At 74.3% G+C, this 14,840-nt stretch carries 9 protein-coding genes; 2 read left to right on the top strand and 7 right to left on the bottom strand.

Going from position 1 to position 14,840, the window contains the following annotated elements; genetic code table 11:
• Positions 1-125: 125 nt before the first annotated feature.
• The 6 genes from guaA to AB0F71_RS24855 form a co-directional block, all read right to left on the bottom strand.
• Positions 126-1,721, bottom strand: a complete 1,596-nt coding sequence (guaA, locus tag AB0F71_RS24830; protein ID WP_360238149.1) for a glutamine-hydrolyzing GMP synthase — start codon at positions 1,719-1,721, stop codon at positions 126-128.
• A gap of 991 nt (positions 1,722-2,712) precedes the next feature.
• Positions 2,713-4,587, bottom strand: a complete 1,875-nt coding sequence (locus tag AB0F71_RS24835) for a hypothetical protein (RefSeq protein WP_360238151.1) — start codon at positions 4,585-4,587, stop codon at positions 2,713-2,715.
• 119 nt (positions 4,588-4,706) lie between these two features.
• A complete protein-coding gene (locus AB0F71_RS24840) occupies positions 4,707-6,497 on the bottom strand; it encodes a GMC family oxidoreductase (RefSeq protein WP_360238153.1) in 1,791 nt (596 codons plus the stop codon).
• A gap of 77 nt (positions 6,498-6,574) precedes the next feature.
• On the bottom strand, positions 6,575-8,218 hold the full coding sequence (locus AB0F71_RS24845; protein WP_360238155.1) for a succinic semialdehyde dehydrogenase: 1,644 nt from the start codon (positions 8,216-8,218) through the stop codon (positions 6,575-6,577).
• Positions 8,219-8,332: 114 nt separating this feature from the next.
• Positions 8,333-10,108: a protein kinase gene (locus tag AB0F71_RS24850; RefSeq protein WP_360238157.1), complete on the bottom strand. Its 1,776-nt coding sequence runs from the start codon at positions 10,106-10,108 to the stop codon at positions 8,333-8,335.
• A gap of 162 nt (positions 10,109-10,270) precedes the next feature.
• Positions 10,271-11,353: a protein kinase gene (locus AB0F71_RS24855; protein ID WP_360238159.1), complete on the bottom strand. Its 1,083-nt coding sequence runs from the start codon at positions 11,351-11,353 to the stop codon at positions 10,271-10,273.
• Between the two features lie 57 nt (positions 11,354-11,410).
• Here AB0F71_RS24855 and AB0F71_RS24860 point away from each other — a divergent pair, with 57 nt between their 5' ends.
• Positions 11,411-11,938 (top strand): SHOCT domain-containing protein, encoded by a 528-nt coding sequence (locus AB0F71_RS24860; protein ID WP_360238161.1) that lies wholly within the window; start codon positions 11,411-11,413, stop codon positions 11,936-11,938.
• A 57-nt stretch (positions 11,939-11,995) separates the two neighbouring features.
• Here AB0F71_RS24860 and AB0F71_RS24865 read toward each other — a convergent pair whose 3' ends face one another.
• On the bottom strand, positions 11,996-13,864 hold the full coding sequence (locus AB0F71_RS24865; protein ID WP_360238163.1) for a protein kinase: 1,869 nt from the start codon (positions 13,862-13,864) through the stop codon (positions 11,996-11,998).
• A 252-nt stretch (positions 13,865-14,116) separates the two neighbouring features.
• On the opposite strand from AB0F71_RS24865, the gene AB0F71_RS24870 reads away from it, so the two are divergent.
• Positions 14,117-14,680, top strand: a complete 564-nt coding sequence (locus tag AB0F71_RS24870; RefSeq protein WP_360238165.1) for a hypothetical protein — start codon at positions 14,117-14,119, stop codon at positions 14,678-14,680.
• The last annotated feature ends 160 nt before the right edge of the window (positions 14,681-14,840 follow it).

Below are 14,840 nucleotides of genomic sequence, written 5' to 3' on the forward strand. Positions count from 1 at the left end.
CGCATTCTGCCCGCTCCTGCACGTTTTCGGTGGGACGTACCGGAGCCGGGGCCGCGCACGGCCGCGCCGCCGTCCCCTTCACTACGGGAACGACGGCGCGGCTGTTCAGGCTTCGCGGGGAGTGCTCACTCCCACTCGATGGTGCCCGGCGGCTTGCTGGTGACGTCGACGACGACGCGGTTGACGTCGCGGACCTCGTTGGTGATCCGGGTGGAGATCTTCGCCAGCACGTCGTACGGCAGGCGCGACCAGTCGGCGGTCATGGCGTCCTCGGAGGAGACCGGACGCAGCACGATCGGGTGGCCGTAGGTGCGGCCGTCGCCCTGCACGCCCACGCTGCGCACGTCGGCGAGCAGCACGACCGGGCACTGCCAGATCTCGCGGTCCAGGCCGGCCGCGGTCAGCTCCTCGCGGGCGATCGCGTCGGCGTCGCGGAGCAGGTCCAGGCGCTCCTTGGTGACCTCGCCGACGATCCGGATGCCCAGGCCGGGGCCCGGGAACGGCTGGCGCTGGACGATCTCCTCGGGCAGGCCCAGCTCCTGGCCGACCATCCGGACCTCGTCCTTGAACAGCTTGCGCAGCGGCTCGACCAGCTGGAACTGGAGGTCCTCGGGCAGGCCGCCGACGTTGTGGTGGGACTTGATGTTGGCGGTGCCGGTGCCGCCGCCGGACTCCACCACGTCCGGGTACAGGGTGCCCTGGACCAGGAAGTCGACCGACTCGCCGTGCGCGCCGGCCTCGGCGACGATCTCGGCCTGGGCCTGCTCGAAGACCCGGATGAACTCGCGGCCGATGATCTTGCGCTTCTCCTCGGGGTCGGTGACCCCCTTGAGCGCGTTCAGGAAGCGCTCGGAGGCGTCGACGACCTTGAGCTGGACGCCGGTGGCGGCCACGAAGTCCTTCTCGACCTGCTCGGTCTCGCCCTTGCGCATCAGGCCGTGGTCGACGTAGACGCAGGTCAGCCGGTCGCCGATGGCCTTGTTGACCAGGGCCGCGGCGACCGCGGAGTCCACGCCGCCGGACAGGCCGCAGATCGCACGCTTGTTGCCGACCTGCTCGCGGATCAGGGCGATCTGCTCCTCGACCACGCTGCCGGTGGTCCAGGTCGGGGCGATGCCGGCGCCGCGGTAGAGGAAGTGCTCCAGGATCTGCTGGCCGTGGTCGGAGTGCAGCACCTCGGGGTGGTACTGGACGCCGTACAGCCGGGCCTCGTCGTTCTCGAAGGCCGCGACCGGGACCACCTCGGTGGACGCGGTGACGGTGAAGCCCTCGGGGGCGGCGGAGCAGGCGTCGCCGTGCGACATCCACACCGAGTGCTCCGCCGGGACGCCCTCGAACAGGGTGGAACCGGTGCGGGAGACCTTCAGCGGGGTGCGGCCGTACTCGCGGGCGCCGCTGTTGTCGACGGTGCCGCCCAGGACCTTCGCCATCAGCTGGAAGCCGTAGCACATGCCGAAGACCGGGACACCGGCCTCGAAGATCGCGCGGTCGAGCTGCGGCGCGCCCTCTTCGTAGACCGACGACGGACCGCCGGAGAGGATGATCGCCTTGGGGTTCTTGGCGAGCATCTCGGCGACCGGCATGCTGCTCGGCACGATCTCGCTGTAGACCCGCGCCTCACGCACCCGACGGGCGATGAGCTGGGCGTACTGGGCACCGAAGTCGACCACCAGGACGGTGTCGTTGTCCGGCACGGACTGGACGGGAATTGCAGAGGACACAGACGGCCTTCCGGCAGCGGTATCGAGGTGTCGCGCGCAGCCGCCTCCCCGACGGAGGGCAGCGGCGGCGGACGGGTGTGGGGTGTCTGGACACCGATTCTACCGGGCTGTCCGGTTTCACTCGTCTGCACGTCCAAAGGACCGTGACCGGGCGGGGCCGCGGTTCGTTGCTTCTGACGACCGCACGACTGCGCCGCGTCCTCCAGACGCGCCGCCACCGCCCCTATCGGGGCACCGCCGTGCGGGTGCAGGACCACGCGTGGAGCTTCACCCCAGTCCACCGGCGCATGTGGCGCCGCCGCCCCGGCCCGCCGGGGAGCGCGGCTCCGTGGGACCGTGCGCGGGTGCCGCGGCCGGCCAGCAGGGGACAGCGACCCCGGCCGCGACTGGGCCGACAGGTGGGACGGCCGGCTCCCCGGGGACGCCCGGGACCGGCCGTCGCACCGCCCTTCGATCCGGAGCACGCCCCGGGGCGCACCACCCCCGCCGTCCCGCGCTGCTACGCGCGTCCCCGTGCGCCGCAACCCGCCAGACCACTACTCACCGTGATCATTCGACCCGGTGTCGCCGGTAAATGAACTGTGCCGAACTGTGCCGAATCGGTTGCAGAACGGCCCCTCCGTCCACCACGATGCTCGGTGTGAACGGTTCTCCCGGCGGCCGGCAGGCCTCCCGTGGAGTCCCGGACCATTGCCTCCGCAGTCGCCGTCCAGAACGACGACAGCGGTCGTCACCTCACGCTCCGTGAGCGAGGGCCCGGCGCAGACCTGCCTGCCGACCACCGCCGCACGGGCGCACCACGAGCCGACCGACCCGACGGCGCTCCTCCCCCGGCGCCGTCACCCCCAGCACCGGCGCAGCCCTGACGCCGCGTGCTGAGCGACAAAGGGCCCCGTTCCCCCGCGGGGCCCTTTGCCCTTTCCGCGGCGCACTTCTCCGCAGCACTTCTCCGCAGCGCTTCCCCGCGGCACTTCTCCGCGGCGCGCCGGCCCTACGGGTGGTCGCGCCAGACCGTCGGGTCCACCGGTTCCTCGCCCGGCCGTGCGTCGGCGGGGGCCGCAGCGGGCGGCACCTCGTGCGAGCCGATCACCTCGCTCACCCCGGCCACCACCGGCCCGTCCACCACCGACGCGTCCGCCACCGGCCCGGGCGGCGGCACCTGGGCGGGCACCGCTCCGTACGGCGGCCCGGCCTGGCCGGGCACCCCGGGCGTACCCGGCACCCCGTACCCCGGCCCCGCCGGGTACGGCACCTCCGGCGGCACCGCCCCGGACGGCCCGGCCCCGGACGGCCCGGCCCCGTACGGCCCGTACGCCGCCGATCCGTACGCCTCCGAGCCGTACGGCGCCGAACCGTACAGCGCCGCGTCGCCCCCGCCGAGCGCCCTCAGCAGCGCGGGCACCAGCAGCGCACCGACCGCCGCCCAGACCGCACTGGCCACCAGCACCCCGAGGAACACCAGGCCCACCGAGGTGTCCTGGGTGGTGACCGAGCGGTTCGAGCCGCCCCAGTCGCTGGAGTCCGGCGCCAGGAAGGACATCGCCGAGCTGGTCAGCCCGCCGGACGCCGCCGTCAGCCCGGTCACCAGCACGGCGTACACGACCGCCAGCCGGACCCGGTCGGCCGCGTCCAGCCGCCGCCGGTGGGCCGTCCAGCCGAGCAGGACCGCCCCGGCGAGCGCCAGCAGGCCGGCCCAGCGCCAGTCGGCGCTCTGGTCGTGCAGGTCGAAGAAGGAGAACTCCATCCGGCGGCCGTCGGGATCGCTCCAGCCCGGGGCGTCCCCGCCCAGGCTGGTGCCCGCCCGGAGGGTCGCGCCCGAGCCCAGGCCGAGCAGCACCAGGCCGAGGTTGGGCAGGAAGGCCAGCGAGACCGCCGTCTGCCAGCCCTTGTCACTGTTGGCCGCGACCAGCACGAAGGCCGTCACCGAGGCCAGGCCCAGGGTCAGCGCCAGCGCCTGGCCGGCCGTCAGCGCCGCCACCGCCCAGCCGCGCACCGAGCGGTTGCGCCAGGCGGCCCAGCGCAGCGCGTCGGTGCCGTACACGGCGAAGGCCAGCAGCCCGCCGAGCAGGACGGTCCAGCCGACTGCCCAGAGCCAGCCGGAGTCGACGCTGTACGACGGCTTCCCCAGGCTCAGCGCGGTGCCGTAGTAGTCCGGGTCCCGCTCGTCGGTCGCGGGCTGCCAGCTGGTGCCGGCGACCAGGCCGAGCACCGCGGTCACCAGGCCGAGCACCACCGCCGTGCGCAGCGCCTCGCCGCCGGCCTGGCCGCGGGTCAGCTGGGTGCCGTCGGCCTTGCGCCGGTGCCACCCGGCCCGCAGGCCGAGCCAGAGGGCCAGGCCCCACAGGACGGTGACGGTCATCGGCACCACCCAGAAGGTGACGTCCAGGCCCTCCGAGCGGCCCCGGCCGACGGGGCTCCGCAGGCCGAGCCGGAACGGCGCCCCGAGCGCGTTCAGCGCCATCCCCAGGGTGGCGAGGAAGCGGTCGCCGAAGTCGGGCGTCGGGAAGGTCCGGTCGTAGGTGTAGCCGCTCGGGATCGCCGCGACCAGCGCGGCCAGCAGCAGTACCGCGGTCGGGGCGACGGCGGCCCGCAGGGCGGGGCGCCAGTCCGGGCCGGCCAGCAGCCGCCGGGCGGGCGAGGACGGCTGGTACGGCCGGCCGGCGCCCCAGCTGCCCAGCGCGGGCGGGCCGCCGACCGGCGGGGGCGGTGCGGTCAGCGGCGGGGCCGGTGCGGCCGACGGCACCGGCGGCGCGGTCGGCGGCACCGGCGGTGCGGCCGGCGGCGGTGGCGCCCACGGCCGGCCGCAGGTGCCGCAGGCGGGCGCCCCCACCACCCGAGTCGCGCCGCACGATGCGCAGTTGGCCATGGCCGCAGTCCCCCCGCTCGACGAGTTCCTGGTCCCCCCAGGGAGCCCGTTTATCCCACCGGACCCGAACGACTGTCAACCGGAAAGCGGCGCAGGTCGGTTGGCCCGCCGGGCCGGGTTCAGCCCTGCTTCTTCGGGACCTCCGGGACGGGCAGCAGCGGCAGTCGCAGCGCGCCGAACGCGCCCTCCGGCACCGCCGGCCGCACCGGCGCGACCGGCTCGACCCGGCGGTAGGACCCGCCCTGCTCCGGGCGCCGGTCGGCCTCGCCCTTGTTGGGCCACATCGACATCGCGCGCTCGGCCTGCGCGGTGATGGTGAGCGAGGGGTTGACGCCGAGGTTGGCGGAGACCGCCGACCCGTCCACCACGCTGATCCCCGGGTGCCCGTACAGCCGGTGGTACGGGTCGACCACGCCGGTCTCGGGGGCGTCGCCGATCGGGCAGCCGCCGAGGAAGTGGGCGGTCATCGGGATGTCGAAGATCTCGCCGACGGTGCTGCCCGGGAAGCCGTTGATCTCGTCGGCCAGCGCCTGGGCGCCCTTCTCGGCGGCCGGGATCCAGGTCGGGTTGGGGGTGCCGTGGCCCTGGCTGGAGGTGAGCCGGGGCTTGCCGAGCGGGCCCTTCCTGAGCGAGACGGTGATCGAGTTGTCGAGCGACTGCATCACCAGGCCGATGATCGTCTTCTCGGACCAGCCGCGCTGGTTCATCGAGCGGGCGAAGGTCACCGGGTGCACCACCGAGTTGCCCAGGTAGCGCAGCCAGCGCGGGGTCCTCCCACCGCCCTTGACCTGGGCGATCGACAGCGCGCCCATCGCGTTGGAGCCCTTGCCGTAGCGGACCGGCTCGATGTGGGTGTTGGCGTCCGGGTGGATCGAGGAGGTGATCGCCACCCCCTTGGTGAAGTCCGCCTTGGCGCCGTAGCGCCGGTCGGTGGTCTGCGCGCCCACCAGCGCCTCGGAGTTGGTGCGGGTCAGCTCGCCGAGCCGGGCGGAGATCCGCGGCAGGTGACCGGCGTCGCGCATCCGGTGCAGCAGCGACTGGGTGCCGTAGGTGCCGGCCGCGACGACCACCCGGGCGGCGGTGATGGTCCGCGCGCCCGCCTTGACCCGGTCGGTCCTCGACCGGGAGTCGGTGCGCCGCACGTCCACCGCGAAGCCGCCTCCGGACTCCCGGATCCGGGCGACGGTGGTGAGCGGGTGGATCTCCGCGCCGCCCTTCTCGGCCAGGTACAGGTAGTTCTCGGTGAGCATGTTCTTGGCGCCGTGCCGGCAGCCGGTCATGCACTCGCCGCACTCCACACAGGCCTTGCGGGCCGGGCCGGCGCCGCCGAAGTACGGGTCGGCGACCTCCTCACCGGGCGCGCCCTTGGCGGTGCCCCCGGCGTCCTCGCCGTCCCCGAAGAAGACCCCGACCGGCGCCATGTGGAAGGTGTCCCCGACACCCATCTGCTCGGCCGCCGCCTTGAGGTGGACGTCGGACGGCGTGACGGTCGGGTTCAGCCGGACCCCGAGCATCCGCTGCGCCTGGTCGTAGAACGGCGCCAACTCCTGCTGCCAGTCGGTGATGTGGCGCCACTGGCGGTCCTCGAAGAAGGCCTTCGGCGGCACGTACAGGGTGTTGGCGTAGTTCAGCGAACCGCCGCCGACCCCGGCGCCGGCCAGGATCAGCACGTTGGCCAGCAGGTGGATCCGCTGGATGCCGTACAGCCCGAGCTGCGGCGCCCACAGGTAGTTCGGCAGGTCCCAGGAGTTGCGGGGCAGTTCGTCCCGCTCGAAGCGCCGCCCGGCCTCCAGGACGGCGACCCGGTAGCCCTTCTCGGTCAGCCGCAGCGCCGCGACCGAACCGCCGAAGCCGGAACCGACCACGACCACGTCGTAGTCGAACTCCGCCGCACCGCCGGACTCCACCATCTGCCTCTGCTCCTCGGGGTCGGAAAATCAGGGTCGAAAAAAGGGGGGCCGGACCGGCCGGGGGCGCACGCCGTCCGCTACTTGAACCGCAGCGCCTTGAGCACTCGCAGCCCGCCGGTCATCACGGCGGCGAACTGCTTGTCGTCCAGGCCGAACGAGGGCGCGATCGGCATCATCCGCTGGGTCGAGATGGTCTGCGCCTCGGTGAACCGCAGGATGCCGTCGGCGCCGTGCCGCCGGCCCAGCCCCGAGTCGCCCATGCCGCCCATCGGCGCGGCGACCGAGCCGTACGCGGCCGCGTAGGCCTCGTTGACGTTGACCGTCCCGGTGCGCAGCCGGGCCGCGACCGCCCGGCCGCGCCGCAGGTCCCTGGTCCAGACGCTGGAGTTCAGGCCGTACGGCGTGGAGTTGGCGGCGGCCACCGCCTCCTCCTCGGTGTCGAAGCGGTAGACCGAGACGACCGGGCCGAAGGTCTCCTCGCCGCACACCGCCATCTCCGGGGTCACCCCGTCCAGGACGGTGGGCTCGTAGAAGTACGGGCCGAGGTCGGGCCGGGCCCGTCCGCCGGTGAGCACCACGGCGCCGGCCTTGACCGCCTCGTCCACGTGCCGGTTGGTGGTGTCCAGCTGCCGGGAGGAGACCAGCGAGCCCATGTCGGCGCCGTAGGCCAGGCCGCCGCCCAGCCGCAGCGCCCTGGTGCGGGCGACGAACAGCTCCAGGAAGCGGTCGGCCACCGAGCGGTGCACCAGCAGTCGCTCGATCGAGATGCACAGCTGCCCGGCCGAGGAGAAGCAGGCCCGGACGGCGCCCGCGGCGGCGGCTTCCAGGTCGGCGTCGGAGAGCACCAGCATGGCGTTCTTGCCGCCGAGTTCGAGCGAGGCGCCGACCAGTCGGGCGGCGGCGCGCTGGGCGACCTCGCGGCCGGTGCGGGTGGAGCCGGTGAAGGAGACGTAGTCGGCGTGCTCCACCACGGCGGGGCCGATCACCGGGCCGTCGCCGATCACCACCTGCCACAGGTCGGCCGGCAGCCCGGCCTCGATCAGCAGCTCGCGGGCCCACAGGCCGGTCAGCGCGGTCTGGGTGTCGGGCTTGTTGACCACCGCGTTGCCGGCCACGAAGGCGGGCAGCAGATCGCCGATGCACAGCTCCAGCGGGTAGTTCCACGGCGAGATGTGGCCGATCACGCCCTTGGGGCGGCGGGCCTCCACGGTGTGGGTGAGCACCGGCAGCGCACCGCCGCGGCGCCGGTCCCTGAGGTAGCCCTGCGCGGCGCGCCCGTAGTGCCGGGCGGCCATCGCGACGGCCAGCACCTCCTCGAAGGCGTGCAGCCGGGCCTTGCCGGTCTCCGCCTGGACCAGGTCCAGCGCCTCGTCCTGCCGCTTGAGCAGCAGGTCGTGGAAGCGCAGCAGGACGGCGGCCCGGCGGCGCACCGGCTGCGCGGCCCAGGCCGTCTGGGCGCGGCGGGCCAGCTGGAAGGCGACCTCGACGTCGGCCGGGGTGGACTGCGGCAGACCGGCCAGCCGCTCACCGGTCAGCGGGGCGACGGTCTCCACCAGGCTGGGCTCGCCGGTCGCGGTGACCCCGCCGGCCAGCCGCTCGACCAGGGACCGGGGTACGGCCGTCGCGACGGTCCGACCCCCGCCGGGGGCGGCCGGGTTGCCGTCCGCCGGGGCGGCGCCGGGGTGTTCGGTGGCCACTGCATCTGCTGTGAGGTCCGACATACGGCGCAGCCTAGGCCTTCGGGCCCCGGCGCGGTACCCGGCGGTAACAAGAATCTGCCGCAGTCGGGCGAAAGCGGGGCGCTCCGCCCGTACGGTCCGCCACCGCGCCCGGGCTCAGCGGGTCGGCGTGAAGTGGTTGAGCACCGTGGTGAAGCGCTGCTCGGCCTGCTGCCACTCACCGTCCTTGTCCGGACTGGACGTGTAGATCGCGTAGGCGGTGCCGTCCTCGTCGAGGAACTCGGTCTCGATCGCCCGCCGGCGCCCGCCCTCCTTGGCCGCGTAGCTGAACTCCCAGGTGGCCGCCTCGTGGCCGTTCACCACGGCGCCGACCATCCGGTGCTGCTTGTAGTCCTTGAGCGACTTGGAGACGTTGCCCTCCATCTGCCGCATGTGGTCCAGCGGCTTGACGGACTGGCCGACGGTGACCGCGAACTGCAGGTAGTGCACCCGGTTGTCCGGGCTGTAGAAGATCTGGTTGCTGTCGGGCACGCCGAGGCTGCGCTGCCAGGCCGGACCTCCGGTCGGCAGCGGGAAGCGGAAGCCGGCCTGGTCGTCGACCCAGCGGTAACCGGCCGGCGCGGGAGCCCCCGGGGTGGGGGTGCCGGTCGGCTCCGGATCGGTGGGCTCGGCGGTGTCGGGCTGGTTGGTCGAGGTGTCGGTGGTCGAGGAGTCGACCACGTGCCGGGTGGCGAGGAAGGTCGCCGCGGCCGCCAGCAGGCCGACCGCCACCGCGACGGCGGCCAGCTTCATCCGCTTGCGGCGCTTGGCCGGACCGCGCACGGGCGCAGTGGGGTGCGCGACCGGCGCGCCCGCGGCGGTGTGCGCTCCCCCGGGGACCTCCGGCCCGACCGGCGGTGCGGCGGGCGCCACCACGGTCCCGGCCGGACGCGGGTCCGTCGGCGCCTCCGAGGCGGCCGGGGCGTCCGAGCCCTCCGGCGCCGAGGCCACCGTGCCGTCCGGCCCCTCCCGGCGGTCCACCACCGGTACCGACTGGGTGGGCGTCCGCACCGGGCCGACCGTCGACCCGACCGTCTTGAGCCCCATGGTGTGCCCGGCCTGGACCTCGGCCAGCATCCGGGCCGCCTCGTCCGCGCTCGGCCGGTCGGCCGGGTCCTTGGCCATCAGCGCGGCCAGCACAGGCCCGAGCGGCCCGGCCCGGCGCGACTCCGGCAGCGGCTCGTCGACCACCGCGGCCAGCGTGGTGATCGGCGAGTCCCGCCGGAACGGCGACTGGCCCTCGACCGCCGCGTACAGCGTCGCCCCGAGGCCCCACAGGTCGGAGGCCGGCCCCGGGCGCTCGCCCTGGGCGCGCTCCGGCGCCAGGTAGTCCGGCGAACCGACCAGGTCACCGGGCCGGGTCAGCTCGGTCGAGCCCTCGTACTTGGCGATGCCGAAGTCCAGCAGCACGACCCGCCCGGTGCCGCGCTCCAGCAGCACGTTGGCCGGCTTGACGTCCCGGTGCAGCACACCCAGCTGGTGGCCGCGGTGCAGCGCGGCGAGCACCTGGCTGCCGACCTCGGCGGCGGCCCGCGGCGGCAGGGTGCCGTCCTGGCTGATCACGTCGGCCAGCGAGCGGCCGTCGACCAGCTCCATCACGATCCACGGCCGGCCGTCCTGCTCCAGCACGTCGTGCACGGTGATCACACCGGGGTGCTTGATCCGGGCGGCGGCGCTGGCCTCCCGCTTCATCCGGGTGTGCAGGATCTGCAGGTCCTCCTCCGGAAGGTGGTTGACGGTCAGCTCCTTGACCGCGACCTCGCGGTCCAGCATCCGGTCCCAGGCCCGCCAGACCGTCCCCATCCCGCCCCGGCCGAGCCGCTCACCGAGCTCGTACCGCCCGGCCAGCAACCGCTCCGTCTCGGCCGCTTCCGGCCGGTCCTGCACGCCCATCGGCGACCGCTCCCCCTCTCCGCTTCCACCCGCGCCACGGCGGCCGAACGACCACCGCGGACCGCTGTTCGAACAAATCCCACGGACACATTAGGCGCACCCTGCCAAGCCCGGTAATCTCGCCCACCCGCCGGACCGACGGTCCGTCGCGAACCGGGGCCGTCAGCCTGCGAACAGGACCACGGCGACCACGCCCAGCACCAGCAGCAGGAACACGCCCCCGACCAGCAGCGGCCCCAGCAGCGCCGGAGGTATCCGGGGGCTCCCCGCACCGCCCGTCCCGGTCTCCGGCACCGCCGCCCCCGGCCGGGCGCGCCGCCGCCGCAGCGGCACCAGCGGCGCGTCCGGCTTGAGCTCGACCTCCCGGGCCACCCGTTCCCCGTCGACCGGCTCCGGCGCACCCGCCAGCAGCGCCGCCAGCTCCTCCCGCAGCTCCCCGGCGGTGGGTCGCAGCGTGGGGTCGGGCTGCACCAGCCGCTCGACCGTCGGCGCCACCGGCCCGCAGACCACGGAGGGTTCGCGCCGCCCGTCCCGCACGGCCGTCACCAGCTCGGGCACCCCGAGCTCCGGGAACGGCGAGCGCCCGGTGACCATCCGCTGCAGCAGCACCCCGAGCGCCCAGCAGTCCCCGGCCGGACCGCCGTCCAGCGGCCAGCGCTCGGCCACCGGACCGACCAGGGTGGCCCGGACCTCGTACCGGCGGCGCCCGCCGGGTCCGCCGAGGTCCTCGGCCAGCGCCTCCTGCGCCACCCCGTCCAGCAGGCCGCCGAGCATCGCCGCGCCGTCCTCGCAGACCAGCACCGCGTCGGCGGTCACATTGCCGTGGGCGAGCCCGGCCTCGTGCAGCGCCCGCAGCGCGCCGGCCAGGTCGGCGGCCAACTCGGCCGCCCGGTACGGCGGGAGCGGCCCGGCGGTGAGCAGTTCGGCCAGCGTCCGGCCGGCCGGGCGCTCCTCGACCGTCCACAGCAGCTCGCCCTCGACGAAGGCACCGACCCCGCGCAGCAGCCGCGGGTGCCACGACGGGGCGGCCGCGCCGACCGCCGCCACCCGCCGCACCAGGCGGTCCCCGTGCCCGGGGTTCGGCTCGTCCGGATCCTGACCTGCCGTCAGCAACGCGGGCAGCTCCACGGCGCGCAGCAGGACCGATTCACCGGTCCGCTCGTCCACCGCCGAGGCACGCAGCAGTTCGGGACGGTCCGTCAGCCGGTACCGCCCCGCCAACAACTGGCCCGGGCCGCCTCGCATGCCAGTTCCTCTCGCTCACCGAGCAGCCTACTGATCGGCTCCTTTACGCTCGGCCCCATGGACTGGACCGATCTGATCGACACCGCCTTCAAGATGGCGGGCAACAGCAACCAAGCCAACCGGGCCGAGGCCGTCCGCACCGTCGAGGCGTCCGTCATCGGAGGCGAGAAGCCCGTCGCGTCCACGGCCGGGCGCCATCCCGACCACTTCCGCAAGGGGGTGCTGGTCCTCACCACCCACCGGCTGCTCTTCCTGAAGGACGGGAAACCTCCGGTACCGGTTCCGCTCGCCGCCGTCACCGACGCCACCGTGGCCCGCACCAAGCTCAACGGCGAGGTGCTCACCATCATCGCCCTGACCGGCTCCCACCGCTTCGAGGACGTGGCCAAGGCCGAGGTCTTCGCCGAGCAGGTCCGCGAGGCCGCCCGCCTCGCCCGCACCTCCCCGCAACCTACGGCACCCGCCCCCGAACTCCCGACCGGCGAGCAGCTCATCGGCCAACTGGAGCGCCTGGCCGCCCTCCGGACCTCCGGCGCACTCACCGACGAGGAGTTCACCCGCGCCAAACAGCGCCTGCTCGGCTGAGCCCAGGCCGCCGGGCCCGTCTTCGAACTCCTGCCCGCGGGTCGGCGTTGACGGGCCCTATGGCGCCGGCTGGAAGGTGTTGAAGACGACGTCCCGGGCCGGGGCCTGCGCGGCCCACTGCGCGTCCGGGACGATCCAGTAGATCGAGTAGCCGTACTTGGCCGGACTGCCCGTCACGAAGCCGCGGTTGAGCGAGTGGCTCTTGGGCGTCCCGTTGGTCCACTCCCAGTCCGCCGCGTTGCTCCACTGCCGGTAGGTGATCGCCGCCAGGTTCAGCCGCTGGTAGTTGGTCACCTGGCCGCGCACATTCGGCTCGGACTCCTGCCAGTCGGCCAGGGCGCTCTCGCCGGGCGAGGTGGTCCACTCGATCCGCAGCTGGCTGCCGTCGGCGGAGTTCTTGAAGATCCGCCGGTTGGACTCCGACCCGGCCGGCTGCAGCCAGTCCGGCAGCACGACCGAGAAGCCACTCGGGTCCTGGTACGCGTGGAACCCGGCCGGCACCGCCCCACCGGACGGCGTCGGCGCCGGCTCACTCGGCGCGGACGACGCCGACGGCTGCGCCGCAGTCGCCGAGGCCGGCGCCTCGCCGGTCGGAGCCGGCTCACTGGCCGTCACCGTCGCCCCCGCGCTCGGCGTGGCCTCCCCGGTCGTGGCCACCGGCGAGGTGGCGCCCGCACTGTGCGTCGTGCCCGCCCCCTTCGCCCCGGTGTCCCCACCACCGACCGCCTGGACCACCGCGACGATCCCGGCGATCAGCAGCAGCACCACCACCACGGTCGCGATGGCCAACCGCCGCCGCCCCTTGCGCGGATCGGCCCCGGCCGCCTGGGTCGCCCCCATCGTCCACTCACTGGTCACCGGCCGGATCGGCTCGGCCGCCGGCACCGGTTCGGCCGGCTCCGCCACGGGCTCCTCGGCCTTGGCCCGGCTCCCCACCCGAACCGTCCCCAACAGCCCGCCCACAGTCCGCTTCGGCGTCTCCTCCGGAGCCTCCTCCGCCGCGACCGCCGTCTCCTCCGCCTTCCCCTCCGCCTTCGCCTTCTCCCCGCCCGCGACCGGCACCGCATGCTCGGTGGTCGACTCCGCCCGCGCGGTCGCCTCCGCCACCACCCGCTTGAGCATGGAGCGGGTCTGCGCCGCGTCCAGCCGCTTCGCCGGATCCTTCTCCAGCAGCCCCTCGATCACCGGCAGCAGCGGCCCGGCGTTCGCCGGGGTGGTCAGCTCCTCGGTCATCACCGCGGTCAGGGTGGCCAGCGCCGAACCCCGGTCGTACGGCGGCCGCCCCTCGACCATCGCGTACAGCGTGCCGCCCAGCGACCACAGGTCGGCCGGCGGCCCGGGCTTCTGCCCGCGCGCCCGCTCCGGGGATATGTACGAGGGCGCGCCGACCAGCATCCCGGTGGAGGTGACCGAGGCGTCGCCCTCGACACTGGCGATCCCGAAGTCGGTGAGCACGACCCGGCCGTCCTCGCCGATCAGCACGTTGGACGGCTTGACGTCCCGGTGCAGGATCCCGAGCGCGTGCGCCGCGCTCAGCACACCCAACACGTCCAGCGCGATCTCCGCCGCCCGGGCGGGCGCCAACGGCCCGTCCTCCCGAACCACGTCGGCCAGCGAGCGGGACTCGACCAGCTCCATCACGATCCACGGCCGGTCGTCCTCGTCGACCACGTCGAAGACGGTCACCGCCGAGTTGTGCCGGATCCGCGCGGTGGCCTTCGCCTCGCGCAGCGTCCGGACGATCAGCCGGTGCTTCTCCTCCTCGTCGACGCTGGCGTTCATCCGCAGTTCCTTGACCGCGACGGTCCGGCCCAGCATCTCGTCCTCGGCGCGCCAGACGGTGCCCATGCCGCCACGTCCGAGCACGCCGTTCAGCCGGTAGCGGCCGGCCAGGAGGCGGCCGGTGGAACCCTGCGCCTGGGTCATTCGGAACGTTCCCCCATGTGCTGCTGGCGGTCGTGGTGACGGCGCGTCGGCCCGGCCCGGGCCCGAACGCCCAAGCCTCCATCATCCCCTGTCCGGAGGGGCGGCGACCACCCGCCCCCCGTCCCAAGCCAGGACGAACCGGAACGGGTGCGACGCTCTGTGCCCGATCTGTGATCGAAAACTCGCCAAGATCTGCCCGAACCGCTGCTACGGTACGGCAGCTCATCGTTCTTCCGGGGGGATTCGATGCCCATGACCGCACCCGCACCGGGCGCTGACGGCCCGTCGCCACGCCCGCGCACCGCCGAGCACTTCTCGGTCGCCCCGGTGCTGGACACCCCCGAGGGCTACGTCGCCCCCGGCATGCCCGGCGTCCCGGTCACCGGCTACACCGACACCCCCACCCCCCACCACCGGGCCCCCCGCCGCCGCACCGCCCTGGCCCTCACCCTCGCCCTGCTCGCCACCCTCCTCGGCGGCCTCGCCTACGGCTGCGCCCCCCTCCGCGCCGCCGACAGCCTCGGCTGGCTCACCATCGCCCAAGCCGGCCTGATCGCCCTCCCCCTCGGCCGCCTGGGCGGCCGGAACCCGCTACTCCCACCCCTGGGCGCCCTCCTCGCCACCACCGCCCTCCTCCTCGGCCAACTCACCCAACACCTCCGCCTGCTCCACGCCACCACCCCCACCCCCCACCCCCTCCTCCCCCAAACCCTCACCACCTGGCGCACCGACCTCCGCCCCCTCGACCTGGCCTTCTACACCATCGCCCTGATCGGCGGCTTCCTCCTCACCCGCCGCTCCGCCAACCACACCTGACCCCCACCCCCCCAAGAGACCCCCAACCCGCACCAACCCACCCACAGCACCCACCCCCTCCCCCTCACCCGACCCAGGCGAGAGGGACGCGCTGCGGGAGGGGGCGGTGGAGGGGGTGGGTGCGGAGAGGGGCGTGACGGGTGATTTTCAGACCGCCAAC

Source organism: Kitasatospora sp. NPDC028055 (assembly GCF_040637885.1).
Taxonomy (GTDB): Bacteria; Actinomycetota; Actinomycetes; order Streptomycetales; family Streptomycetaceae; genus Kitasatospora.

Excerpts from the sequence above, each read along its gene's own strand:
- AB0F71_RS24835 (WP_360238151.1), bottom strand. The coding sequence starts at position 4,587 with ATGGCCAACTGCGCATCGTGCGGCGCGACTCGGGTGGTGGGGGCGCCC.
- AB0F71_RS24840 (WP_360238153.1), bottom strand. The coding sequence starts at position 6,497 with ATGGTGGAGTCCGGCGGTGCGGCGGAGTTCGACTACGACGTGGTCGTG.
- AB0F71_RS24845 (WP_360238155.1), bottom strand. The coding sequence starts at position 8,218 with ATGTCGGACCTCACAGCAGATGCAGTGGCCACCGAACACCCCGGCGCC.
- AB0F71_RS24850 (WP_360238157.1), bottom strand. The coding sequence starts at position 10,108 with ATGGGCGTGCAGGACCGGCCGGAAGCGGCCGAGACGGAGCGGTTGCTG.
- AB0F71_RS24855 (WP_360238159.1), bottom strand. The coding sequence starts at position 11,353 with ATGCGAGGCGGCCCGGGCCAGTTGTTGGCGGGGCGGTACCGGCTGACG.
- AB0F71_RS24860 (WP_360238161.1), top strand. The coding sequence starts at position 11,411 with ATGGACTGGACCGATCTGATCGACACCGCCTTCAAGATGGCGGGCAAC.
- AB0F71_RS24865 (WP_360238163.1), bottom strand. The coding sequence starts at position 13,864 with ATGACCCAGGCGCAGGGTTCCACCGGCCGCCTCCTGGCCGGCCGCTAC.
- AB0F71_RS24870 (WP_360238165.1), top strand. The coding sequence starts at position 14,117 with ATGACCGCACCCGCACCGGGCGCTGACGGCCCGTCGCCACGCCCGCGC.